This window comes from Acetobacter lambici (genome assembly GCF_011516885.1).
GTDB classification, from domain to species: domain Bacteria; phylum Pseudomonadota; class Alphaproteobacteria; order Acetobacterales; family Acetobacteraceae; genus Acetobacter; species Acetobacter lambici.
Genome location: NZ_WOTD01000034.1, coordinates 1 through 23,120, shown reverse-complemented (window position 1 = coordinate 23,120; position 23,120 = coordinate 1). Strand labels below are relative to the sequence as shown.

The 23,120-nt window shown below is 53.8% G+C and carries 18 protein-coding genes, 2 tRNA genes and 1 pseudogene; 14 read left to right on the top strand and 7 right to left on the bottom strand.

Annotation, left to right across the window (positions count from 1 at the left end; genetic code table 11):
* Positions 1 to 109: 109 nt before the first annotated feature.
* A pseudogene (locus tag GOB86_RS11995) lies at positions 110 to 1,444 on the bottom strand (circularly permuted type 2 ATP-grasp protein); the annotation flags it as partial.
* Between the two features lie 264 nt (positions 1,445 to 1,708).
* Here GOB86_RS11995 and GOB86_RS16625 point away from each other — a divergent pair.
* The 3 genes from GOB86_RS16625 to GOB86_RS11980 are packed head-to-tail and all read left to right on the top strand — an operon-like array spanning position 1,709 to position 3,674.
* Complete coding sequence (locus GOB86_RS16625) at positions 1,709 to 2,131, top strand: transglutaminase N-terminal domain-containing protein (protein WP_408737370.1); 423 nt, start codon at positions 1,709 to 1,711, stop codon at positions 2,129 to 2,131.
* Positions 2,064 to 2,549, top strand: coding sequence for a transglutaminase-like domain-containing protein (locus GOB86_RS16620; RefSeq protein WP_408737369.1), 486 nt, complete (start codon positions 2,064 to 2,066; stop codon positions 2,547 to 2,549). The genes GOB86_RS16625 and GOB86_RS16620 overlap by 68 nt, the downstream gene beginning before the upstream one ends.
* 54 nt (positions 2,550 to 2,603) lie before the next feature.
* Positions 2,604 to 3,674 (top strand): zinc-binding metallopeptidase family protein, encoded by a 1,071-nt coding sequence (locus GOB86_RS11980; RefSeq protein WP_165992588.1) that lies wholly within the window; start codon positions 2,604 to 2,606, stop codon positions 3,672 to 3,674.
* An 11-nt stretch (positions 3,675 to 3,685) separates the two neighbouring features.
* Here the strand turns inward: GOB86_RS11980 and GOB86_RS11975 are convergent, their stop codons facing one another.
* Entirely contained in the window at positions 3,686 to 5,377 is a 1,692-nt protein-coding gene (locus tag GOB86_RS11975; RefSeq protein ID WP_242012647.1) for an ABC transporter substrate-binding protein, read from the bottom strand.
* 219 nt (positions 5,378 to 5,596) lie between these two features.
* On the opposite strand from GOB86_RS11975, the gene GOB86_RS11970 reads away from it, so the two are divergent.
* The 4 genes from GOB86_RS11970 to GOB86_RS11955 all read left to right on the top strand — a co-directional run bounded on the left by GOB86_RS11970 (position 5,597) and on the right by GOB86_RS11955 (position 10,760).
* A complete protein-coding gene (locus GOB86_RS11970) occupies positions 5,597 to 5,806 on the top strand; it encodes a hypothetical protein (protein ID WP_165992585.1) in 210 nt (69 codons plus the stop codon).
* A gap of 234 nt (positions 5,807 to 6,040) precedes the next feature.
* On the top strand, positions 6,041 to 7,519 hold the full coding sequence (gene guaB, locus GOB86_RS11965) for an IMP dehydrogenase (protein ID WP_165992583.1): 1,479 nt from the start codon (positions 6,041 to 6,043) through the stop codon (positions 7,517 to 7,519).
* Between the two features lie 9 nt (positions 7,520 to 7,528).
* Complete coding sequence (locus GOB86_RS11960) at positions 7,529 to 8,827, top strand: RsmB/NOP family class I SAM-dependent RNA methyltransferase (RefSeq protein WP_165992582.1); 1,299 nt, start codon at positions 7,529 to 7,531, stop codon at positions 8,825 to 8,827.
* Between the two features lie 130 nt (positions 8,828 to 8,957).
* Positions 8,958 to 10,760, top strand: coding sequence for a cation:proton antiporter (locus tag GOB86_RS11955; RefSeq protein ID WP_165992581.1), 1,803 nt, complete (start codon positions 8,958 to 8,960; stop codon positions 10,758 to 10,760).
* A 21-nt stretch (positions 10,761 to 10,781) separates the two neighbouring features.
* Here the strand turns inward: GOB86_RS11955 and GOB86_RS11950 are convergent, their stop codons facing one another.
* Positions 10,782 to 11,300 (bottom strand): L,D-transpeptidase family protein, encoded by a 519-nt coding sequence (locus GOB86_RS11950; RefSeq protein ID WP_165992596.1) that lies wholly within the window; start codon positions 11,298 to 11,300, stop codon positions 10,782 to 10,784.
* 145 nt (positions 11,301 to 11,445) lie between these two features.
* On the opposite strand from GOB86_RS11950, the gene GOB86_RS11945 reads away from it, so the two are divergent.
* Complete coding sequence (locus tag GOB86_RS11945) at positions 11,446 to 12,153, top strand: response regulator transcription factor (protein ID WP_165992580.1); 708 nt, start codon at positions 11,446 to 11,448, stop codon at positions 12,151 to 12,153.
* A 77-nt stretch (positions 12,154 to 12,230) separates the two neighbouring features.
* On the opposite strand, the gene GOB86_RS11940 is transcribed toward GOB86_RS11945, so the two are convergent.
* Positions 12,231 to 12,965 carry a YoaK family protein gene (locus GOB86_RS11940; RefSeq protein ID WP_165992578.1) on the bottom strand — a complete coding sequence of 245 codons (735 nt, stop codon included), beginning with the start codon at positions 12,963 to 12,965 and terminating at the stop codon, positions 12,231 to 12,233.
* Positions 12,966 to 13,088: 123 nt separating this feature from the next.
* Between GOB86_RS11940 and GOB86_RS11935 the strand changes: the two genes are divergently transcribed.
* A tRNA-Val gene (locus GOB86_RS11935) sits at positions 13,089 to 13,163 on the top strand.
* 316 nt (positions 13,164 to 13,479) lie between these two features.
* The gene (locus GOB86_RS11930) at positions 13,480 to 13,926 is read left to right on the top strand and encodes a hypothetical protein (protein ID WP_242012646.1); all 447 of its coding nucleotides are present in this window, start codon (positions 13,480 to 13,482) and stop codon (positions 13,924 to 13,926) included.
* A gap of 188 nt (positions 13,927 to 14,114) precedes the next feature.
* On the opposite strand, the gene GOB86_RS11925 is transcribed toward GOB86_RS11930, so the two are convergent.
* Positions 14,115 to 15,713 (bottom strand): B12-binding domain-containing radical SAM protein, encoded by a 1,599-nt coding sequence (locus GOB86_RS11925; RefSeq protein ID WP_165992576.1) that lies wholly within the window; start codon positions 15,711 to 15,713, stop codon positions 14,115 to 14,117.
* A gap of 474 nt (positions 15,714 to 16,187) precedes the next feature.
* On the opposite strand from GOB86_RS11925, the gene GOB86_RS11920 reads away from it, so the two are divergent.
* The 4 genes from GOB86_RS11920 (at position 16,188) to GOB86_RS11905 (ending at position 21,117) form a co-directional block, all read left to right on the top strand.
* Positions 16,188 to 16,264 (top strand) — tRNA-Ile (locus tag GOB86_RS11920).
* Positions 16,265 to 16,574: 310 nt separating this feature from the next.
* Positions 16,575 to 19,031, top strand: a complete 2,457-nt coding sequence (locus GOB86_RS11915) for a membrane-bound PQQ-dependent dehydrogenase, glucose/quinate/shikimate family (RefSeq protein ID WP_165992574.1) — start codon at positions 16,575 to 16,577, stop codon at positions 19,029 to 19,031.
* 69 nt (positions 19,032 to 19,100) lie between these two features.
* The gene (locus tag GOB86_RS11910) at positions 19,101 to 19,991 is read left to right on the top strand and encodes a transporter (protein WP_165992572.1); all 891 of its coding nucleotides are present in this window, start codon (positions 19,101 to 19,103) and stop codon (positions 19,989 to 19,991) included.
* A gap of 184 nt (positions 19,992 to 20,175) precedes the next feature.
* Positions 20,176 to 21,117: a helix-turn-helix domain-containing protein gene (locus GOB86_RS11905; protein WP_165992570.1), complete on the top strand. Its 942-nt coding sequence runs from the start codon at positions 20,176 to 20,178 to the stop codon at positions 21,115 to 21,117.
* 74 nt (positions 21,118 to 21,191) lie between these two features.
* Here GOB86_RS11905 and GOB86_RS11900 read toward each other — a convergent pair whose 3' ends face one another.
* Positions 21,192 to 21,662 (bottom strand): Dabb family protein, encoded by a 471-nt coding sequence (locus GOB86_RS11900; RefSeq protein ID WP_165992592.1) that lies wholly within the window; start codon positions 21,660 to 21,662, stop codon positions 21,192 to 21,194.
* Between the two features lie 126 nt (positions 21,663 to 21,788).
* The gene (locus GOB86_RS11895) at positions 21,789 to 22,835 is read right to left on the bottom strand and encodes an aldo/keto reductase (RefSeq protein ID WP_165992569.1); all 1,047 of its coding nucleotides are present in this window, start codon (positions 22,833 to 22,835) and stop codon (positions 21,789 to 21,791) included.
* Positions 22,836 to 23,120 lie beyond the last annotated feature (285 nt).

Sequence of the window (23,120 nt, the reverse complement as noted above, 5' to 3'; positions counted from 1 at the left end):
TACTGCGCGCGGGTGATTTCAGTCCAGGCCATCTTGATCTCATCAGGTTATCGCAAACCCATGAATCATAATCCACTGAAATCACTCAACTCATTTTCGGTCAGACACTTAGGTCAACATGGCGGGCCTCCACCGCGTTGCCACAGAGCGTTGGCGTAACAGACAGCCCAATAGTGGGTTGGCTTATGTAGTTCCCCGGATTGTTGCGTAATTTCTGGCTAAAATCGTCCAGCTCCGCCTGAGTTGCCTGTGGGCCAATAATCAGACCATACCCACCGGATTCACCAACGGGTTTAACAACCAGTTTGTCGAGATTTGCTAGCGTATAGGCCAGTCCTTCCGGCTCTGCACATATGTGTGTTTCCACACTATCCAGAATTGGCTCCTGATCCAGATAGTAGCGGATAATGCGCGGCATATAAGCGTAAACGGCTTTGTCATCTGCAACGCCCGTCCCCAGAGCGTTGGCGAGCGTTACATTGCCCCGTCTGTAGGCTTCCACGAGCCCCGGCACGCCCAGAAGACTGTCAGGGTTAAACGCAAGTGGGTCGAGGAATTCATCATTCAGACGGCGGTAAATGGAATGCACGGGTTTTGGCCCCATGACCGTGCGCATGAACACCTTATGGTCATCCACGAACAGGTCCCGGCCCTCCACAAGGGGAACGCCCATTTCACGCGATAAAAAGACATGCTCAAAATACGCGGAATTATAAATACCGGGGGAGAGCAGGACGACCTGCGGGTCATGCACGCCTTCGGGTGCGACTTCGCACAATGCATGGTGCAGGCGTGGGCCGTATTCCTCAACCGAGCGTATGGGCAAGCCGGAGGCCAGATCGGGCATGAGCCTGAGCATCATATGTCTGTTTTCTATGACGTACGATACGCCAGAGGGCGTACGCGCATTATCCTCCAGCACTAGGAAACGCCCCTGCTGGTCACGAATAAGATCTGTGCCATTAATATGGACATAAACCCCGCCGGGCACGGACAGACCGACCATGGCCTGACAGTAATTGGCATTCTGCAGCACAAGCTCGGCTGGGACCACACCATCTTTCAGGATGTGCTGCTCATGGTAAATATCATGCAAGAACAGATTGATGGCTTGAATACGTTGTTGAACGCCGCGTTCAATATGTTGCCATTCATCTGCTGTAATAATACGTGGAATGGCGTCAAAAGGCAAAATACGGTCAATAGCCTCCCGATCTGTATAGACGGTAAAGGTTATGCCCATTCTATAAAGCTGTGCTTCTGCCGAGGCGGTTCTGTTTTTGAGTTCCTGTATTTGTAATGCGGACAGACGTTTTTTTACGCAATCGATAATGGGTGGCGAAGAAGATTTGCGGTTCATCAATTCGCAATAAAAATCGGGAGTTGCGTAATTATCCAGCAGTCCGCGCGTTAGGGGAGGGGCAAGGTGTAGGGCGTTCGTCATAAAAGCCTCCCATCTGGCGTTCGGGACTGAAGAATGAAGGGTCCGGCCCGCCAAAACGTTTCGAATATGCATTAACGGAGCAGGATTTCCGGCATTTGCCAAGCACAAAATACGCACTCACATTTTGTTTGAACAAACCCGCATGGGTCCCTTGCGTGCCGTGCACAGAATGTTATGATTTTGCGCTGAATTATTGTTCTGATACCAAACAGATATCAGCGGCACATTGCGTCAGGTCGCAAAAAGAGCAGGACCGTATTTCTGATGAGTTCACACGTAACGCTTTTGCACAGGACCTGCTATCGTTACGATCGCCCCGTGGCCATGGGGCCTCAGACAATACGCCTGCGCCCAATGGAAACGAGCCGCACCCCCATTGAATCCTACGCCCTGCATATCCGGCCTGAGGGGTTTAATCTGCGATGGGAGCGTGATGCCTGTGGGAATGATGTTGCCTGTATCGGTTTTTTTGACCGCCTGACACATTTTGACATCGAAGTCTCTCTGATCGCGGACATGACCTTCTATGACCCGCTACTCCAGACCCGCTCGCGTGAAGATCAGGATGATAGCCCTCTGGATGTTTATTCCATTCCACCAGATTGTGGGCCGGAGGTCCGTGACTTTCTCTCCCATTACTCCGTGGGAGTGGGGGGGGGATATGCTGGGGGATATGATGGCGATTAATCGTGGCATTGCCAGACAGGTCAGCTATCAGCGCCGCCTGGAGCCGGGCGTATGGTCACCGGAAGAAACACTACGCAATGGGGCTGGCTCCTGCCGCGACAGTGCTTGGCTTTTTGTTAATATGGCTCGGTATCTGGGGCATGCTGCCCGGTTTGTCTCGGGCTACCTTATCCAAAGCGCCCTGACTGCGGATACAGAAGAAGTTCTGACCGGGGAACTCCACGCATGGGCACAGATTTTTATACCCGAACGTGGCTGGTTAGGGTTTGATACGACCTCGGGCCTGCTGACCGGGGAGGGGCATATTCCTCTCGCAGTTGCCGCCAGACCGGAAAACGCAGCTCCTGTTTCGGGCTTGCTGGACCGATGTAATGCAACATTTAATGTTTCCATGAAGGTGGAACGTCTGTTTACGTGATAAGAAATACAAACAATAAACCTTTGGCCGCTGAATGTTAAAAGGAAGTGCAGGATGAAGCGCTTTACCTGCCAATCCTGTGGGCAATTACTGTTTTTTGAAAATACCCGCTGTGACCAGTGCCATGTCCCGTTAGGCTTCATGCCCGAAAGCGCCTGTCTGACGGCGCTCACCCCCGTGGCAGGGAACCTTTTCCGCGCGGTGGATTGCGACACGGGTGATGAGCCCCGAGCTTTCTGTACCAATCACATCTACGACGTGTGTAATTGGCTGGCTCCACCTTTGCAGGGCAATGGGGCGTTCTGTTTTGCATGCCAGTTCAACCGGGTTATTCCCAACCTGAACATACCGGGGAACATGGAACGGTGGCATAAACTGGAAATTGCCAAACACCGCCTGTTCTACACTATTCTGCGCTTAAAACTCCCGGTCAAAAACCGACGGCAGGACCCGCAGGAAGGGTTGGCATTCGATTTTCTCGATGACTCTCCGCAAGGCAGCCTGCCTATCATGACAGGCCATAGCAACGGCGTGATCACAATTGCGACCAAAGAGGCAGACGACGCCTACAGGGAGCGCATGCGTGTGGAAATGGGAGAGTATTACCGCACCCTTTTAGGCCACTTCCGGCATGAGATTGGTCATTACTACTGGAATGTTCTTATTCGTGATGGGGGACGGCTGGAAGCATGCCGCGCTGTATTTGGTGATGACCGGATGGATTATCAGACAGCACTACAAAACCACTATGCACGCGTAGCACCGGGGAACTGGCGGGAACATTATGTCAGCCTTTATGCCATGTCTCATCCGTGGGAAGATTTTGCGGAAACATGGGCGCATTATTTCCATATTGTTTCCACGCTGGAGACCGCATTGTCTTATGACATGACCATTGGCCCCAAGGTTGATGGACAAGCCATTCTAACCCATAAAAATGACCCTTATCTGCACATGCCGTTTGATGAAATCATAGAGGCATGGCTACCGCTTACCTACGCGGTCAACAGTCTGAACAGGTCCATGGGATTGACCGATTTTTATCCTTTTGTGCTCACAGCGGGAGTGCGCACAAAACTCCGTTTTATTCATGATGTGGTGCGGCAGGTGCAACAGGCGGCATAATGCAAGTCGGACTATTGCACCTGAATTTGCGAAAAAAGAATTTCATCATTCAGAGTAATAGTGACGTTTCTGGCACGGCGCGATAACAGAACAACCCGTTGTGTTTGAGAGAGTGGAACAATGGGAGCCTGCGCCATAACCTCCCGGTCCACTTCGGACCATGCATGATTACTGGCTGTTCTATCTGTTAGTGCCAGTAGGGCGGCTTTATGCATGAGTTGATCAATATGAGGGTCGCAAAAACCAGAATAATTGGGCGAGTTATCGGAGTTGGGGTGAAAGGTCTCGCAAGAAAACAGGGTTTGCAAAAAGCTGGAGGCGGAAGGGTAGTCGGCATTCCAACCCGCCAGTGCAATTTGAAAATGGTTTTGTGTATTCTGGATATACGTAAATGCAATGGCAGGGCTTATGCTACGGACTGTTGCCTTGAACCCCAACATTTCCAGCGTATTGCGTATGTCTTCCGCCGTAGCATTTCCGTGCTGCTCGGATGGCACAATAATGGAGATCTTTTGCCCTGCCATGCCACTTTCCCTGACCAGACGGCGGGCGGCATCCATGTCCGGTTTTACCCAGTCCGCAGATGGGTTCGTTGGGGAAGCACCTTGGGTGTAAAAGCAGAAGGGTTCATAGCCCGGCGTGCCATCGGGCAGAATCTGGCATAAAGGTGAGGCCACGGCCGGACCTCCCCTGTAAATGATCATGGCATGACGGTTTACGGCGTAATTGAGAGCCTGACGGACCTTGAGTGACGTAAATGGGGGTTCATGCACATTCAGCATAGCAAAATAGGACAGAAGGGGAGCGTACAGACGAACCTGATCAGCGTAACGACTTCCGACCTCACCTAACCGGTCCAGAGGTACGTTTTCATACATCCAGTCCGCCTGCCCATTTTCGACAGCCGTGACCGCAGACTCTCCATCCAGACCGAAGGAAACCCGGACTTCGTCAGGATAGGCCGCAGGTTGCGCGTCATGCGACCATTCATGAAAAAACGGGTTGCGCTCCATGCGTAAAAGGCTGGTTGGGTCATACTCGGCAATGCGGTAGGGGCCTGTTCCGGGGATGGGGGTATTACCCATGTCACGCACAGGCGTGTCGGCTGGCAGAATAGCAGCATGCATCCAGGCCAACCGGTCCAGAAACTCGGGGTCTGGCGCGTTGAGCCTGAAAATAATCTGCCGTGTGCTGGCGTTTGTTTCTACACCGCCAGCCAGTGTGCATGTCCCCGGGTTTTCCAGACAGTCCTGCGCGCCAATAATGGCCCCGTAATATGGCCCGGCTGTTGGACTTCCAACCTTGAAAAGCCGCCGGAAGGACGCTGCCACGTCTTCCACCGTCACGGGTTTACCATTGGAAAAATGTAATCCTTCCCGCAGGGTCAGGCGGTACGTGCGGCCACCATCCTCGGGTATCGGCACAGATTCAACCAGATTGGCAATGACCGGATGCGCCTCAGGTCCAGAGAATTTGGGATAGGTCAGGAGCGTATCATAAACCGGTGTTTCGAATAATTTGGTCAGGGCGGTGTAGGATATCTGTGGGTCCAGCGTGCCCGCGCTACTTTGCGCAAGAATACGCAGTGTGCCGCCAGTATGGCTATCCGACAGTTCTTCTGCCGCCCACGCCGGGGGCAGAGGGCTGGTCAATAGGCCCAGAGCGGCAAGGCAGGGGAATATAAACGGCATCCGGTCGGTCATCCGCAAAGTATGACGTGCTTTGCCGCCCGGTTCAAATCTGAAAATGGAAGAGGGCGCGCATATCTGCATCTGCCAAAACAAGCGTTAGCAGTTCATCCGTGGCGTTTGATCCGCGAGGCCAATAGCCGCCGTTATGAAAAACAACCCGTCACAAAACAATCACACCCAAACAGTTTTTATTACGTGTAATATCTGGTTACAGCATGGGAGGAGGCGAACATGTATGGTCATCAGGCAGTGCAAACCGCTCAGGCGGAAACCTCGAACCGCTGGCGTGAGGCCGTTCGCGAACGCTGGCGCATTACGCTGCTGAGCGCATGGGAACGCGAAGCCCTGATTGTGGAGGGCGCGGTAACGTCGCGCCCCCCCAAAGTCGCCTTTCTGAAGCAGAAAGCCCGCATGACCCGTAACAATGTGAGCTGCAAATAACGCATCACTCCTATAAACATGGCAGGTTGCCCTGGCAGGCCTGTCCCTTCGGGGCAGTTGCCATGTGTCACGTTTAAAACGCTTTTTTAAAAAACATTGTGAATAATGCCTTTGGGCGCTTGCGTTCACCCGACCAAAGTCATAAGAGGAAGCGCCAAAGGTCGGGTGACCTGCGGCAGTGCTTTGCTACAGGGTTAACCCGCCACGTTGTAATTCAGCAAGGGTGCCCGCTGCATGACTTCCTCTCCATACAGCCGTGTTACTGAAGCTCTGGCGTTTGACGATGTTCTTGTCGTCCCGGCTGCTTCTGATGTCGTGCCAGGTCAGACCATGGTGCGTACGCATCTGACGCGCTCCATTGAGCTTAACATCCCTCTTATTTCCTCTGCCATGGACACGGTTACGGAAGAGCGCATGGCCATTGCCATGGCGCAGCAGGGCGGTCTGGGTGTTATCCATAAAAACCTCAAACCCGAAGAGCAGGCTGAGCATGTGCGCCGGGTCAAGCGCTTTGAATCAGGCATGGTGGTCAACCCGGTTACGGTTGGCCCGGACCAGACGCTGGCCGAAGTGCGGGAGATCATGCACCGGCACGGCATTAGTGGCCTGCCTGTTGTGCAGCCCGGCACCCAGAAGCTGGTAGGTATTCTGACCAACCGGGATGCCCGCTTTGCTGTTGACCCCACGCAGCGCGTATCCGAGCTTATGACCAAGGACCGTCTGGTTACGGTTAAAAATGGCGTAGACCCGGACACCGCCCGCCAGCTTTTGCACAAGCACCGGATTGAAAAACTGCTGGTTGTGGATGATGAGGACCGCTGTGTTGGTATTATTACCGTAAAAGACATGGATAAGGCCGTGGCGCACCCGCTGGCCATCAAGGACAGCATGGGCCGTCTGCGCTGCGCTGCGGCAACCGGCGTAGGGGAAGATGGGTTTAGCCGCGCCAAACTGCTGATCGACGCAGGGGTGGACGTTCTGGTAGTCGATACCGCCCACGGCCACTCTGCTGGCGTTCTGGCCGCAGTAGAACGCCTGAAGGCTCTGGATGATGATATTCAGGTCGTCGCAGGTAACGTCGCCACACCCGAAGCGGCCCGCGCACTGGTTTCAGCCGGGGCGGACTGCGTTAAAATCGGCATTGGTCCGGGCTCCATCTGCACCACGCGTATTGTGGCGGGTGTTGGGGTGCCCCAGTTCTCGGCTATTTTGGAAACGTCTCTGGCCTGTAAGGAAATGGACGTACCCTGCATCGCAGACGGCGGCATCCGCACATCGGGCGACATTGTCAAGGCTATTGGTGCCGGGGCGGACGTGGTGATGATCGGTTCCCTGCTGGCTGGCACGGAAGAGGCCCCGGGCGAGGTCTTCCTGTATCAGGGCCGATCCTACAAATCCTACCGGGGCATGGGCAGCCTTGGCGCCATGGCGCGTGGTTCTGCGGACCGTTACTTCCAGCAGGAGGTCAAGGACGCACTCAAGCTTGTGCCCGAAGGGATTGAAGGTCGCGTTCCCTACAAGGGCAGCATGTCCGCCGTTATTCATCAACTTGTGGGCGGGCTGAAAGCTGGCATGGGCTACACTGGCTCGCGCGAGATCAGTGATCTGCAGGTGCGGGCCAAATTCCGCCGCATTACAGGCGCTGGCCTGCGCGAAAGCCACGTGCATGATGTTTCCATCACGCGAGAAGCCCCTAATTATCGTCAGGACTGATCTTCCTTTATGACACCAACTGCCAGACTTGCCGCCAGCATTGACCTGCTTGTGGCCATGGAGGCGGCACCACGCAAACCAGCGGATGCCGTTGCCAACAGCTTTTTCAGAGAAAGACGCTATATTGGCGGCGGCGACCGGCGTGCTATTTCCGGCCTTGTGTGGGACATCATGCGCAACTGGCGCAGACTGGGGTGGTGGCTTGAGCAGAACGGGGGCATAGCCAACCCCCGTATGCTGGCCGGTGCTCAGTTGGTGTTTGACCGAACCCCCATGGAAAAACTGGTTTCCATCTATGGTGGGGGCCGTTTTGCCGCCGGAGCGCTGAGCGAGGCTGAACAGGCTGTTCTGACTGCTCTGATCGGCAAGGAGCTTGACTGTGCCGACATGCCGCGTGCCGTGCGGCTTGAAGTGCCAGACTGGCTACTCCCCAAGCTGGAAGAAACTTTTGGGGACAGCCTTGAATCCGAAATAAAAGCCATGGCCGACCCTGCATCGCTGGACCTGCGGATCAACATGCTGCGCACAACCCGGTCGGAGGCCATGCACGCACTGGCACGTGAAGGGCTGCATGCGGAGGAAACAAAGCTTTCCCCCTGGGGGCTCAGGCTGGAAGGGCGCCAGCCAGTGACTGCCAGCAAGCCGTTTCGGGATGGTCTGGTCGAAATTCAGGACGAAGGCAGCCAGCTTGTTGCCGCCATGGCGGGTGTTGATCCCAGCATGCGCGTTCTGGACTACTGCGCGGGGGCAGGGGGTAAAACACTGGCTCTCGCCATGATGATGGAAAACAAAGGCCATATTGTTGCGTGTGATGTTTCCGTTGTACGTCTGGAGGGAGCCGTTAAGCGGCTTCGTCGAGCAGGCGTGCATAATGTGGAGCGCCACCTGCTGACCGAAGGGGACAAGTGGGCCAAAAGACGGGCGGCCTCATTTGACCGTGTTCTGGTCGATGCACCATGCAGTGGTACGGGCACATGGCGCCGCAACCCGGATGCCCGCTTCCGCACGACACAGGTGGATCTGGATGAACTTCTGGTCAAGCAGGCGGCCATCATGGACCGTGCAGCTGCGCTGGTTAAGCCGGGCGGTCGTATGATCTATGCAACATGCTCGCTTCTTAGAGCGGAAAATGCCGGGCAGGTGGAGCAGTTTATCGCCCGTCACCCCGACTTTCGGCTTGTGCCATCAGGCTCCCCAGCACTGCCCGATGCTCTGCGCGAGATGTCCATGATCAGCCTGACCCCTGCCCGGGATGAGACAGACGGCTTTTTTGCGGCTGTTCTTGAACGGCAGGCACCCGAAGCCTGATTGTTTTCTATAAAATAGTATTTATCCATCGCTTTTGCGGTCTATCTTCTTAGTTTGATGTATAACTTCCATGCCTGTATGCTCTAGGCACGAAAAACATGGCTCACATCTGACCACGAGATAGACCTGCATGACCGATAGTGTAATTATTTTCGTCTTTTTTGTGCTGGGCGGCAGTATGCTCGCACAATGGACGGCCTGGCGCTTTCGGCTGCCCGCTATTGTGTTGCTGTTCTCGCTCGGGTTACTTTACGGACCGGTGCTTCAGGTCATGCACCCGTCGGAAATGATCGGCTCGGCCTTTCATCCTCTGGTTTCACTTGCTGTTGCCCTTATTGTTTTTGAGGGCGGTCTGGCGCTGGATTTCCGCCAGCTAAAGGAAGCCGGGGAAGGTGTTCTCCGCCTTACACTTGTTGCTCTGCCCATTAATTTTCTACTGGGTAGTCTGGCTGCACATTACATTGGCGGCATGGGCTGGGGGCCAGCGTTCCTGTTCGGCTCGATTGTCGTTGTTACAGGTCCTACGGTTGTGCTGCCTCTACTACGGCATGCCAAGCTCAAGCCCCGTATTGCTGCCTTTTTACGCTGGGAAGCTATTCTAAACGACCCGGTCGGAGCAATTCTGGCCACTTTGGTGCTTGAAGTCCTCCTCATGCATCCCGATGAGGGATCGGGCACGGTTTTTGCCGCGATTGTTCCGCACATGCTGGCGAGTGCTGCCTTAATGATGGGGCTGGGCGTTGGCACGGCGTGGTGTGTCAGGTGGCTATGTGTCCGTGACCTTTTGCCCGACATTATGAAGATGCCTTTGTTCATTACACTGGCACTCATGCTGTATGTGGTCGGCACGCTGAGCATGGATGGCGCGGGGCTGATCGCATCCACGGTGTTTGGGATGGGGCTGGCCAATCTGCGTATTCCGGGAATGGGCGAACTCCAGCGCATGAAGGAGGCGCTGGTTGTTCTGATTGTCTCTGTGCTGTTTGTGCTCTTGGCTGCGGATCTGCAAAGGAACGAACTGGCCAGTATTTCGTGGTCTATTGGCGGATTAACGTTGGCGGTTCTGTTTCTGGTTCGCCCGTTGGGAATATGGCTTGCGACCATGGGCTCCAGCCTGAGTTGGCGAGAGCGCTTTTTTGTTGGCTGGATTGCTCCGCGCGGCATTGTCGCCGCCGCAGTTGCCGGTATTGCCGGAGTAAGGTTGCAAGATGCAGGCTACCCCGGTGCTGGTCTGGTCATGCCCGCAGTTTTTGCTGTGATCGCCTCAACCATGATTTTGCATGGGTTCTCGCTTATTCCGCTAGGACGCAAATTGCACCTGACCCTGTCCAACCAACCCGCACTGGCTATTGTGGGGGCCAGTGAATGGTCAACCCAATTGGCTCAGGCGGTGCACAACGTCGGCACCCCCGTGCTACTGGTAGACAGTTCCGCAAGGGATCTGGCACCCGCCCAAAAAGCCGGAGTGCCCGTCCTGTGCACGGAAGTCCTGTCCGAAGAAGGAGCGGAAAGTCTGGAGGAACGTCCAGCCGATTATCTGATTACCGCAACACCGGACGCCATTTACAATGGGTTGGTCTGTGCTCATCTGGCCCCTCATTTTGGCCACCAGCGCGTGTATCAGGTCAGTCCCGGTGTTGCCCGTCTGGACCAGTATCGTGGTCTGAGCCGTGAAGCGAGGGGGAAGGTTCTGGGCCAACCCGGATGGAACTTCACCTTGCTGGAAACACTGGTCAAACAGGGCTGGCGCTTTGTCGCCAAGGACATAACGGAAGATAACAAAGAACGTCTTCTGATGGAAAACAGTGACTTCCTGATTTTTCTGATGATCCAGAAAGGTGCAGCCATTACCGTAGTCTCGCTGGAGGATGATGCCTCTCCTCCTTTCTGGGCGGGACTGGTGGCTATTGGTCTTATGCCCCCGCCCAAATAGGTAGTGGCCACAGCACAGGCTTCAGCCCTCAACGGCATGTATGGCAATGGACGTCGCACCAGATCGTAGAACAGCACGCAGGTCCTGCTCCGTCAGGGCCACGCATCCTTCCGTCGGTGTGCGATCAGGGCGTTGGAGGTGCATGAAGATGGCAGACCCAAGGTCGGGCAGGGCAGGTGCATCGTTGTAACCGATTACAACCACAAGGTTGTAAAGGTCGTCCTCTCTCCACATGACTTCATGTCGGGCGGCATCTGGGAGTGTAATATGTTGATTATAGTGGGGGGATTGAGGGTCGTCGCACCATCCGTCATGGGGGTGCAGGGCTTGCACGGGTAGGGCAGCGATCGGTCGGTGAGTCCGGTCGGCGCGATAATACACTTTTCGGAGAGTAAACTGTCCAGTAGGTGTGGCCATATCTCCTTCCCGCTTCTGGTCTGTAATGCCATTTTCACCAATGACTGCGGCCATTATTGTGTGCCCGCATTGCAGTTTTGCGTGGCTGCGGCTGTCAGGCATGGGCCACAGGTGTATGATCATCTTCATGTCTTGCCTCTGCTCATGGCCTGCCATGCGGCTCACGTATCATGTCGGTTCTTACGTTATGTGAAGATTCGTGGCACGATAGCAAAAGAATAGGTCAGGCAGCCACTTCTAGATGGCTGACACAAGGAGATGGAACCACATGACGGGTGCACGCCCCATTTTGGTTGTTGACGACGATCAGGTCATCCGCCGCGCTTTAACGGAACAGTTGCAGGTTGATGGCGAGTTTCTGGTTCTGGAAGCCGCCACACTTGCAGAAGCACGCGAGAAAATGAAAGGCCCGGATGCCCGGTGTGATGCCATCTTGCTTGATGTCTCATTACCAGATGGCGATGGCCGGGATTTCTGTGCGGAACTGCGCAAGGACGGTCTGCGCATGCCGGTGATCATGCTCACCGGCTCGGACGATGAAGCCGATATTGTACGCGGCCTGGATGCCGGTGCCAACGATTACGTGGCAAAACCGTTCCGTATTGCCGAGCTTCTGGCTCGGTTACGCGCACAGTTGCGGTTGTTCGAAAACAGCGAAGACGCCGTATTCTCAATCGGGCCATACACGTTCCGCCCATCTGCCAAGCTGTTGCTCGAACCGGTTAAAAACCGCCGCATCCGGCTGACTGAAAAAGAAACAGCCATTCTGAAGTTTCTGTACCGTGCAGGCACCCGCCCAGTGCCCCGGCAGGTTCTGCTGAATGAAGTCTGGGGCTACAACGCAGCGGTCACCACCCACACGCTGGAAACCCATATTTACCGCCTACGCCAGAAAATTGAGCCAGACCCTGCTCATGCCTCCCTGCTGGTAACTGAAGGTGGTGGCTACCGCCTTAACCCGGAAGTGCTGGCTTAAGTCAGCCCTCTGTTCGCCGGACTGGCAACCGCACTGGCGTTGCCAGTCCGGCGAACAGAATGCGTTCCCTGATAACGCTAGCCGGCTCTTCTGGTCGTAACAGAAAGGGCGTTCGTAACAATACCGGGCAGGGCACATGAAGCCAGCAGGGCCGCGGTTATGAACAAAAACCAAGCAGGCCATGCGTGGTATACAAAGGCTCCGGCCACACCCCCGCCTACAAAACAGCAGATGATCTGCAAATGTAACCAGAGACGCTGACGGATCGTATCCAGATGTTCGGTGCTCAGGTTGTTCCGCCATGCACCAAGCCAGTCGGCAATTTCCATCCCAAGGTCAGTTAGCATACCGGTAATATGCGTGGTCCGCACAACGGAGCCCGAGATACGGGTGACAGTTGCATTTTGCAAACCCATGAGAAAGCAGAGCGTTAATGCGGGAATAAAGCTGTGCGCGCCAAAAAGTGTAAAGGCATTAGCAACTCCCAATAGGGCCAACAGGACCGCTTCGACTAGAATACTAAAGGCATACGCTGCACGCCAGTGTCGACTGCGCCCCCGGTTGACCAGAAAAGTGCAGACAATGGCCCCGAGGACAAAACTCCCCCCCAGTTCCATTGCACGGAACCCTTCGAGCAATTTGCCATTTTGCAGATTGAGGGCCATGGCGGAGGCGTTGCCCGTCATATTGGCGCAGTAATAACCAAAATCCATAAAACCTGCGACATTCACGGCTCCAGCAATCATGGCCAGAGAACTGCCCAGTCGCCGGTTTGTGACAAAATCCCGTTTTTCCTGCTCCTGAAAGAGCATACCCTCTCCTTATTCATTCCGGCAGTTAGAGTCCGGTAGCAAAATATTTGATTTTTTTAACTTTAATGGCAAATCACCTCTTGCCAAAACATTCGTGATGGATGTATCTAGCGCACACAAACCGGGTGCGTAGCTCAGCGGTAGAGCATCGCCTTCACACGGCGGGGGTCACAGGTTCAATCCCTGTCGCACCCACCACGGTTTGCCCTAGTTTTCTGCGGGTTACAGAAAACAATTCACATAATAATAAGCGCTATTGGTTCATATTGTGAACCATTCTAATCTGCGCCACATCCTTACTCTTTTTATGAACTGTCTCATTTGCAAGTGCGGGCACTAGCCTGCCCACTCGTAAGCTTGCATCAAAGGTCGATGTGGTTTGCCTTACTATCCAGCACGTTAGCACAGGCAATCTGACCTGCCTCTCACACTTGGAAATTTCATAGCCAATTGCACCAATGGGCAAACTGGCAAAAGTGAAGGGCGCATAGGTATGCGACACCCTTGATTTTAAATGCTGCACATTGTTTCTTTATATTTTGTAATGTTAGAAGCGGGTAATTATTTCCATGCTCATCTTGTTGGGCATGAACAAACCCGCATCCACGAGGATTGTATGAAAAAATATCTGTTTGCACTGCTCGGCCTTGCCTTATCTGCCTGTGCCACAAGCCCTGATAAAATTAAAGCCGAGTATGTGCCAGATTCAACATATGCCAGCTTAACATGCCCGCAGCTTGGCGAGACGGAACTGAAGCAGGGCGATGTCGTTTCACAGCTTTATAATAGCCAGAGGCGCGCCCACAAAACAGACACATGGACAGTCCTTGCCGTAGGCGTTCCGCTCTCAGGCATGCTGGACGAAGACAAAAAAGAACAGTTTGCCCGCGAAAAAGGTAAACTAGACGCCATACATCGTGTTCAGGCTACCAAGAACTGCCCGGGTACCAGTAAGCCATAACATTCCCGCTCATAATGGTGCCGTTTTGTATCCAACCTTCAGAGCGATCTGGATCGACCTGCTAAACGGAGATATGAGCATATCTGCGTCAGCTAGTCCCTTCTCTGATTATTTAACCAGAGAAGGGAAGTGGTAACTTACTGGTCCATGCATCCCGGTAAGTTACCTTTCTGTCTGTCACATGCTTCTCAAGCGGAAACGCATGCGACCTCGAGTGATGACATGAGGGGCGGGGCCTGCCAGTTGCCCTGATCGATATTGTCGATTTCCCGATCAATTTCATCAACAACCTGCCGGGAGAATGGACCAAGGTGCAGATACAGCGCGCTGACCATCACCACGTAAGGTAAGGCCTTGGGGTTGTGCATCAGGCAATCCAGTAGCATGCGCCAGAATTGTCCGGCAGCACCTGGTCCGGAGCGGTGGATACGCATGAGAAGCCGCCCAAAACTACGCAGGTCGCCCTTGATCATCTTATGGGCCCGTTCACGCCTGAGCATGCGGCCCAGACGACGTACACGGCCAAAATACGCAACCGGATTGTAAATTGCATCAAGCACCGTTCTGTAATCATTCAGAACATCCCGCCGGGGGCGCTTTGTTTCAAAGTTCAGCCCGGCAGTGCACTGATCACCAGATTGCGTCTGTTCACTTCCTGAAAAAAGCCGTCCTTCGGCCAGCAGGCGGCGGGTCAACTGCGTGGTGGGGAGGGCATAAAGCAGACCCACCATGCACACAGGGATCGCGGTATCTTCGATACACTCGATCATGCCCGCAGCAACACTTCCTTTTTCGCTGTCAAAGCCGACGATAAATCCCGCATTCACAAAAATTCCGGCCTCATGGATTTTGGTAATGCTCTGTTGCAGGCTACGGCGTGTATTCTGCTTCTTTTGCATGAGCACCAGAGTGTCCGTATCCGGACTTTCTATCCCCACGAAGACGGCAAAAAAATTCGTATCCGCCAGACCTTTAAGCAACTCATCGTCATCAGCCAGATTGATTGATGCTTCAGTTGAAAATTCGAATGGAAACTTATTCTCTGTCTGCCAGAGCATAAGATCCGGCAGGAATTTTTTGAGAGCTTTTTTGTTGCCAATCAGATTATCATCTACAAAATCCACATGCCCGCGGTAACCCAATGCATACAGAGCATTCAGTTCTGCCAGCACCTGTTTGTTTGTTTTGGTACGCGGCACACGCCCGTAAAGTTCAATAATATCGCAAAATTCACAGCTAAACGGACATCCGCGAGAAAACTGGACGCCCACATGCAGGTAATGATCCAGCTTGAGCAGATCAAAGCGGGGAAGGGGGCTTTTGGTAACGTCTGTTTTGCCCATGGGCGCTTCAAAAACACCCTGCACAGCGCCCGCACGCCATGCTGTGACAAAATCATCCATAATCTCTTCAGCTTCACCCAGAACCTGAAAATTCGCAGCGGCATACAGATCGGGACTGGATGTTACGTCTGGACCACCCACCACCACAGGTTTGCCAGAAGCCCGACATCTCTCAATGATGCGCAGAGCATCATTGCGCTGTGGCAGCATGCCGCCGGTCATGACCATATCTGCCCAGTCAAAATCGGCATCGGTCAAAAGCTCTGTGTTGCGGTTGACCAGTCGGACGTCCCAATTATCCGGGAGCAGTGCGGCAACAGTAATCAAACCCAACGGCGCGGCCGGGTAGCGCGCGCCTGAAAGATCACAGGCTTCCTTGTAATTCCAGAATGAACTTGCGTTGAAAAGTGGGAAAATCATCAAGACCTTGCAGCTATCGGTCATTGACGAAATACCCCAGAGATGAGCAGGAGGGGCCGATCAAAAAGGGCGCTCCCGCGCCCTCTTCGACAGCGAACAGACCCATCAGGGTCCTGGTTCGGTGTGAAGGGTGACATGCCGTGGGCGCCTTTCATAAGGGTGTGAAGTCTGTGGCAGAGGACGGCAATGGCTCAATTGACGGGTCATTTATGAGCCGTCAATTGAGCGGAAGAGCGAGTTATACGCTGGATGCAGGATAATAGCGATAGAACAGCTTGGCCTATCAGGCTCATTAAAAAACTGTTCACCTTGAGCGTTCTCAGCACCGCATGAGAGCACTGAACTACGAGACTATGGTCATAAATTTTCGTGTGCACCTAAAAAAAGCACCTGAGCACCTACTCCCCGCCATGCTCTGTCTTTTCAGCTAACAAGATGATATGTATGTGTCGTGCGCCGAGGCTTCGCTCCTCATGAGAGATGCCTAGGGTGTATCGTGCGCTGGTAGCTCAGTTGGTTAGAGCGGGCCGCTCATAACGGCTTGGTCGCGGGTTCAAGTCCTGCCCGGCGCACCACTTTTCATTCAGCCTTGGTATCAGGGGATGTGCATTCATACCCCTTATCTACCGGGTTGCGGCTTTGGAGCAGAGTTCTGCGGAAAGCCGGTCCTTTTTTACCCTACAATCAACGTTGCTCACTTGATCTGTCTCATATCTGAGACAGGTTAGGTTTTTTGCTACAAACATCTGTGAGCAAGGCTGTGTCAATGGTGGCAATTTCTGGGTGGTTCCTGTTCATCAGACAAAATTGGCCATGGACGAGGGGCAGTGTAGCAACTGACCTTCGTATTCAGGCCGACTGAACACATTCAGAGAGAAACGCAACATGCGAGAGAGTAATAAGGGGTTATTTTCAATCATAACCTCAGCCTTACTGGCTCTTACCGGGCTTTTCCTGTTTTTCGGGGGGGCTGAACTGCTCGTCCTTGGCGGGTCATGGTTCTACATACTGGCTGGCGGCGTTATGCTGGCCTCCGCCTTCAGCGGTTTTAAAAATCCCAAACTGGCAACCCGCCTGTATGCAGCGCTGCTGCTGCTGGCAACAATCTGGTCGCTGGTAGAAGTTGGCTTCAACATCTGGGGGCTGGAAGTTCGCCTGTTCACCCTTATCGGTCTTGGTGCATGGCTCCTGCTGCCATGGGTCTGGCGGACGGGTGCTGACTGGTTGACGGACAAGCGTGAAGTGCTGGGCGCTGTTGGCATTTCCACTCTTGTGGTTGTCGCCAGTTGCTTTGCATCTTACTCCATTAACGGCACGGTTCCGGCTGATCGTATGGCAGCCCAAGGCCAGACCGACCTCACATCCAATGGTGTGGCGGATGCGGACTGGTCAGCCTACGGCCGTACGGTCGGGGGGGATCGCTATTCTCCTGTAGGGCAGATTACACCTGCCAATATCAGTCACCTCAAACGCGCATGGATGACCCGTACGGGTGACGTGCAGCAGGATGGCGAAGCTACGGTTGCCGGGCCTGATCAGGGGCATGAGTTCAATCTGGAACTGACCCCGATCAAAGTGGGCGATACACTCTATATGTGCACCCCCCATAGCTGGGTCATGGCAGTGGATGCTCTGACAGGTAAGGTCAAATGGAAGTTTGATCCCAAACCCGCAACAGCTGATCTGGATAAAAACGTGTATCTGGCCTGCCGTGGTGTTTCTTACTACCACATCCCAGATGAAATTCAGACCAGTTGCCGCAACCGTATTTATTCCCCGGTTGCAGACGTACGCATGGTTGCCGTGAATGCAGAGACCGGCCAGCCGTGTGATGATTTTGGTGACCACGGCTTTATCTCCCTGCGGGATTACCTTGGCCACGTCCCCCATGGCTTCCACTTTGTTACGTCTCCTCCCATGGTGGCCAAAAACCGGGTGATCACTGGTGGCTGGATTTTTGATAATCAGGCTAACTTTGAACCCTCTGGCGCCATCCGCGCGTTTAATGCCACCACCGGTGCCATCGAATGGGCATGGGACGTTGGGCATGACCCCGAAACGTGGAAGCCTGGCCCCAATGATGTTCTGACGCGTGACACACCCAACGCATGGGGTGTTTACACGGCTGACCTTGATCTGGGTCTGGTTTACATTCCTACCGGCAACTCCCCGCCCGATAACTGGGGTGGTTCACGCCGTCCGTTTGATGATGCATCTTCGAGCGCGACAGTTGCTCTGGATATTGAAAGTGGCCAGCGCCGCTGGATTTACCAGACCGTGCACCATGACCTGTGGGACATGGACATTCCGTCTGGCCCGTCCATGGTTGATCTGCCCGGCCCGAACGGGGAAAGCATTCCCGCTCTGGTGCAGAGCACCAAACGTGGTGAATTCTTTGTGCTCGACCGCCGTACGGGTGAACCCGTTCCTGGCTATCCAATTGCGGAAAAACCAGTGCCAACGGCTGGCCACGTACCTGATGACCGCGTCTCTCCCACGCAGCCATACCCAACGGCCATGCCTTCCCTTACGCCACCGAATCTAAAAGAGTCGGATATGTGGGGCGCTACCCTGCTCGACCAGATGATCTGCCGTATCCAGTATCGTCAGTCGGCATATGAAGGGCAGTTCACACCGCCGCATCTGGGCAAGACCACCATTGTCTACCCTGCGTTCTATGGCGTTGTAGACTGGCAGGGCATTACCATTGACCCGCAGCGTAAGCTTCTGCTGGCCAATGCGAGCTACCTGCCGTTCCGCATCCGTCTGGAAAAACGCCAGACACTGGAAGCACCCGGCACCCTGCCGAAGTGGGATGGTAAAGGTGAAGAACCCGCCGCAAAGGGTGACGCACTGTCTGTCTCGCCTGACTATGGCACGCCTTACATTGCCTACACCAACCCATGGCTGAACCCGCTGCAAATCCCCTGCAAAGGGCCGGTTTGGGGCACGCTGACCGCGATCGACCTTGTTACCAAGAAGATCGTCTGGCAGCACCCGGTTGGCACCACCCGCGACACAGGACCTTTCCGTACCCACAACAACCTGCCGCTGCCCACGGGCATGTATAATATTGGCGGGAACATTGTGACCAAGGGCGGTGTTGTGTTCATGGGCGCCACAGCGGACGACTATCTGCGCGGCTTTGACCTGTCCACCGGTCAGGTCATCTGGCAGGACCGTCTGCCAGCAGGTGGTCAGGCTACCCCCATGTCTTACGAGGCTGGTGGCAAGCAGTACATTGTGATGGCCGCTGGTGGCCACGGGGGCCTTGGCACCCGAAGCGGTGATTACATCATTGCTTACACGATCGATGGCGCACAGGGCTCCAAAGCCCAGTAACGCGCCTTCCATGCGGGGCTCCTAATTTTTTCTGGAGCCCCGTTTCTTTTTTATACGGAAATCCTTCTGATGCGTCTGACAGAAAAGCCAGAGCGGCTACGCTCTCTGCTTCGCCTCGTCATACCCGGTGTGGTTCTGGTTTATGCGTCATCCGCCAGGGCTGCCGATGTGACGCTCGGCATTATTGGCCCACACGAGTATGATCTGCCGGTTGATTTCAAGCCTTTCAACGTGCTGGTGCAGTATGGGGATGGTAACGCCGCTGGCAGCACATATAACAGCCTTGGCCAGCGTCAGGCCCGTGGTGGTAGCCACACATGGGCGGGCATGACCAAATATGTGCATTTCCGCAGTTTTGAAGCCATTCCCCACGTTGGATTTGCGTTTGAACTGATCCAGTCCGAAAGTTATTCTCTGGCCAATGGCACGGACTATGGTGGTCTTGGACCAACTATTGTCGGGCCTGCCGCGTGGTTCAAACCCAATGCGAACAGCACCTTTGGCATACAGACTTTTATGCAGACGCCAGTAGGCACGCGTGATGCGACATCTCCCAACTACTGGTCAAATATTTCCAGCTTTATTTTTGACTATGAGTGGAAACACTTCAGTTTTGATGGTGATGCCGGGACCGTTGTTGGTTCAACCAAGCACGTCAAAAATGCACATAGCTATTCGCCCGGTGTCGTGTTTTACACGAACCTGCGTTTTAGCTGGAAGGCCACCAAAAAACTCGAACCGTTTGTTGCGTTTGACTGGCAGAATGTTACCGGCACTTACGATAACTCCGCCAAACGTTACCTTGATGATTCCAACAGCCGGGAAACAACATTGGGCCTTGGGCTTATGTACAATGTATCCCAACACTTCTCGATTACCGGGCGCTATTCACACTCGCTGGAAGCGCGGAACACGCCCGAAACCAATGCCTATTATGTAAAGTTGGTTTATCTTTGGTGAAAAGAAGTGCATAAGAGACATTGCATTCTTTCAGGATAAGATAAAATTTTCTTTAAATCTTGTTATAATGTGCAGTATCATCCACCCCGCGCACTCAAACATCATGTCTTTGTCGCAAGCGAAGAGGATAATTACGGGTTAACTGGTGGAAGACTGCATGAATGGCAACCAGAGCAGGGTACTAATGGCAGAAGAAGATATTCTGCCCCACCCGGTTAATGAAAAAGCTCCAGCGACCAGCGAGACATGTATCCAGCAGTCATGGGAGCGCTGTGCCTCAGCCTATAATCTGGACCCATCGCAGGGTTGGATAGCCGATGTGCTGTCTGGAGCTGAATTCCGACAAGCGAGTGGCCGCTCATCCTTGTTGCTCAAATCCGCCATGGGGGAAATGCGGCGACTGTTCGATCTGGTGCAGGGTATGGGTCTTATGGTCCTGCTGGCAGACCCGGACGCTACCATTCTGGCACGTTGCGCGGATGAAACCCATTTATCGGTCTGCCGCAGGCTCCATTTGCGCAAAGGTGCGATCTGGCATGAATCCGCAGCAGGCACCAATGGTGTTGGAACCTGCGTAAAGGAAAAATGTCCAATATTTCTGGGGCAGGGTGAGCACTGGCGTTTTTGCTTTTCGCTACTGGCCAGTTATGCCGCCCCTGTTTTTGATGCTCAGGGCCGTGTGGCAGGCGCTTTAAATCTGGCCGCATTAAGTGGGAACAGCACAAAACCTTACGCAGCACTGGTAATGGAAACACTACTACAATCAGGACGACGCATAGAGGAGCAGCTTTTTAGGGAGCAGTATGCCGGTAAAAAAATTCTGACCCTTGGTCCGGCCGAAGGCTGCTCGTCTCCTCTGGTCGCCGTTAATGCGGATGGGGAGGTCACTGGCGCTACACATGCGACCCGCGAGATGATGGGATGGACGGACGATATGATCAAAGATCATCCCAACCTGTTGACGGAGTTGGAAGCCGGCTCTGAAATCAGCCTGCAGAAGGCCGAAGAAAGTGTTGTCAGATCCGCGCTGGCCGCTAGCCACGGGAATGTAGCAGCCACAGCCCGCAGTCTGGGTATTAGCCGTGCCACCCTGTACCGGAAGATGAAGGTTTTGCAGATTCAGTGATTATACTCATACTGTAATCAAAACACGACAATGACAAAACGGGATTACAGACAAATATGAATCCCGTTTGTTGGTTAATTCTGCGTTGTAAGCATTACTGGAAAATCAAAAACAACGACTTTTTCCAAATATGAGCCTGCAAAAGATTTAAATGCATTATGCGCGGGATCAAAATATTGAGGGTTGGACACGATCGGGCTGCCAACATAAAAATTTCGATCACCTTCTGAACGGAAGGTCACCAAATAAGCCTGCTCCAGCCCAATATCTGCATTTTCGCCACTCATCTGTGGCCCGGTCTCGATTGAGACCACAACAGCAGCACCATTTGGGCGGCGCGAAAGGCTGGCCAATGCGACAAAACGTTTTGTCACCTCATGACGTTCTGCTTGCGTAGCGCGCGGATTAAAACGGAACATGACCACATGCCGGATCAGACCTGGCTTGAAGTCTGGCGCGGTAAAGCGGGCCAGACCAACGCGGCGCGCTTCATCCAGCACATGTTGTGCCGCAGGACTGGGCGGCATGGCTAAAGCCGGTGGCATCTGCAGACCGGCCACAACAGAACTGGCGGCAATAGATAAGCCCAGTTTTTTTACGTAGGTTTTAAGTTTCATGCGGCACACATGTTATGGCTGGCGGTCGGTAACAACTCTTCTTTTGCACAGAGTTCAGGGGGCTGGGTTGGAGTGAACTTGATGAATGGCGTTTATCTTTGATTCCAGTTCCGGGGTTATAACCAGATCAAGAGATGCCAGAAGAGCCTCAAGCTGTAGAGTGCTTGTTGCGCCAATAATATTTGACGTAACAAATGGCCGGCTTGTTACAAAAGCTACGGCTAGTTGAATTGGATCCAGATCCTCCTGCCGTGCGAGTTCATGGTACGCGCGAATTGCCTCGTCCACTCCCGGTTTTTCGTAACGCTGCCCCCGATTGAAAAGAGTTGTACGGGCACCCGGCGGGCGGGCACCATCAAGGTATTTTCCTGTCAGATAACCTTGTGCGAGGGGGGAGTATGCAAGCAGCCCCACATGTTCACGCAAAGCCATTTCCGCCAACCCGATTTCAAACGTGCGATTGATCAGATTATAGGCGTTCTGGATAGAGGCGACGCGCGGCAAGCCAGTTTTTGAAGCAGCCAGAAAGCTCGCCACCCCCCATGCGGTCTCATTCGACAGGCCGACATGGCGGATCTTGCCTTCAGCAACAAGGTCACCCAACACACTCAGGGTTTCTTCCACAGGCACGCCGTCATCTTGCGGAAGATTTTTGAACGTGGTCCCACCTTCGCCAAACAAACCTATGGACCGATCGGGCCAATGTAGCTGATACAGATCAATATAATCCGTTCCAAGGCGACGCAGGGAGCCTTCAAGGGCATAGCGGATCTGGCGCGGGGTCAGGCGTGCTTGTTCTCCGCCAGGGCGGTACCATGGGGAGGAAGAGCGCCCTACAACCTTGCTGGCAATAACCAGCCTGTCCCGTCCACCTTTTGCTTTAAGCCAGTTCCCAATAATGGTTTCGGTCGCACCATAGGTCTCTGCCCGTGGCGGAATGGCATAAAGTTCGGCGGTATCAATAAAGTTAATTCCGCGCTCTAACGCCAGATCAAGTTGCGCATGCCCTTCGGCCTGTGTGTTCTGCTGGCCAAATGTCATTGTGCCCAAGCAGAGCTCACTGACCATAATGCCTGTTCGGCCAAGTTCGCGTTTGTTCATATTACGGCCTGTTGGGTAAGGATGAAAAATGCCTGCCACATCATGAAAGCTAAAATGCTTTAAAACAAGGGGACCTGCGGCAAGGGAAGTTAATCTTACCAACCCCGAAATAAAATTCCATTCCTGCATTTGTCTGTATTTTGAATGCCATGTTGAAATTTAACGTCTAATCCACTACGGCGTGTCGTCAGTTAAGCCCTGAGAGTGGCACGTGAGGGTTGTACTTTGTGTCTGCGTGTGCTGACTGTTTTCCCGTTTTTTTGGGGAGACAGACAGATGCGGCGC

Coding starts and splice junctions, on each gene's coding strand:
- GOB86_RS16625 (WP_408737370.1), top strand. CDS start 1,709: ATGAGTTCACACGTAACGCTTTTGCACAGGACCTGCTATCGTTACGAT.
- GOB86_RS11980 (WP_165992588.1), top strand. CDS start 2,604: ATGAAGCGCTTTACCTGCCAATCCTGTGGGCAATTACTGTTTTTTGAA.
- GOB86_RS11975 (WP_242012647.1), bottom strand. CDS start 5,377: ATGACCGACCGGATGCCGTTTATATTCCCCTGCCTTGCCGCTCTGGGC.
- GOB86_RS11970 (WP_165992585.1), top strand. CDS start 5,597: ATGTATGGTCATCAGGCAGTGCAAACCGCTCAGGCGGAAACCTCGAAC.
- guaB (WP_165992583.1), top strand. CDS start 6,041: ATGACTTCCTCTCCATACAGCCGTGTTACTGAAGCTCTGGCGTTTGAC.
- GOB86_RS11960 (WP_165992582.1), top strand. CDS start 7,529: ATGACACCAACTGCCAGACTTGCCGCCAGCATTGACCTGCTTGTGGCC.
- GOB86_RS11955 (WP_165992581.1), top strand. CDS start 8,958: ATGACCGATAGTGTAATTATTTTCGTCTTTTTTGTGCTGGGCGGCAGT.
- GOB86_RS11950 (WP_165992596.1), bottom strand. CDS start 11,300: ATGATCATACACCTGTGGCCCATGCCTGACAGCCGCAGCCACGCAAAA.
- GOB86_RS11945 (WP_165992580.1), top strand. CDS start 11,446: ATGACGGGTGCACGCCCCATTTTGGTTGTTGACGACGATCAGGTCATC.
- GOB86_RS11940 (WP_165992578.1), bottom strand. CDS start 12,965: ATGCTCTTTCAGGAGCAGGAAAAACGGGATTTTGTCACAAACCGGCGA.
- GOB86_RS11930 (WP_242012646.1), top strand. CDS start 13,480: ATGCTGCACATTGTTTCTTTATATTTTGTAATGTTAGAAGCGGGTAAT.
- GOB86_RS11925 (WP_165992576.1), bottom strand. CDS start 15,713: ATGACCGATAGCTGCAAGGTCTTGATGATTTTCCCACTTTTCAACGCA.
- GOB86_RS11915 (WP_165992574.1), top strand. CDS start 16,575: ATGCGAGAGAGTAATAAGGGGTTATTTTCAATCATAACCTCAGCCTTA.
- GOB86_RS11910 (WP_165992572.1), top strand. CDS start 19,101: ATGCGTCTGACAGAAAAGCCAGAGCGGCTACGCTCTCTGCTTCGCCTC.
- GOB86_RS11905 (WP_165992570.1), top strand. CDS start 20,176: ATGGCAGAAGAAGATATTCTGCCCCACCCGGTTAATGAAAAAGCTCCA.
- GOB86_RS11900 (WP_165992592.1), bottom strand. CDS start 21,662: ATGCCACCGGCTTTAGCCATGCCGCCCAGTCCTGCGGCACAACATGTG.
- GOB86_RS11895 (WP_165992569.1), bottom strand. CDS start 22,835: ATGAACAAACGCGAACTTGGCCGAACAGGCATTATGGTCAGTGAGCTC.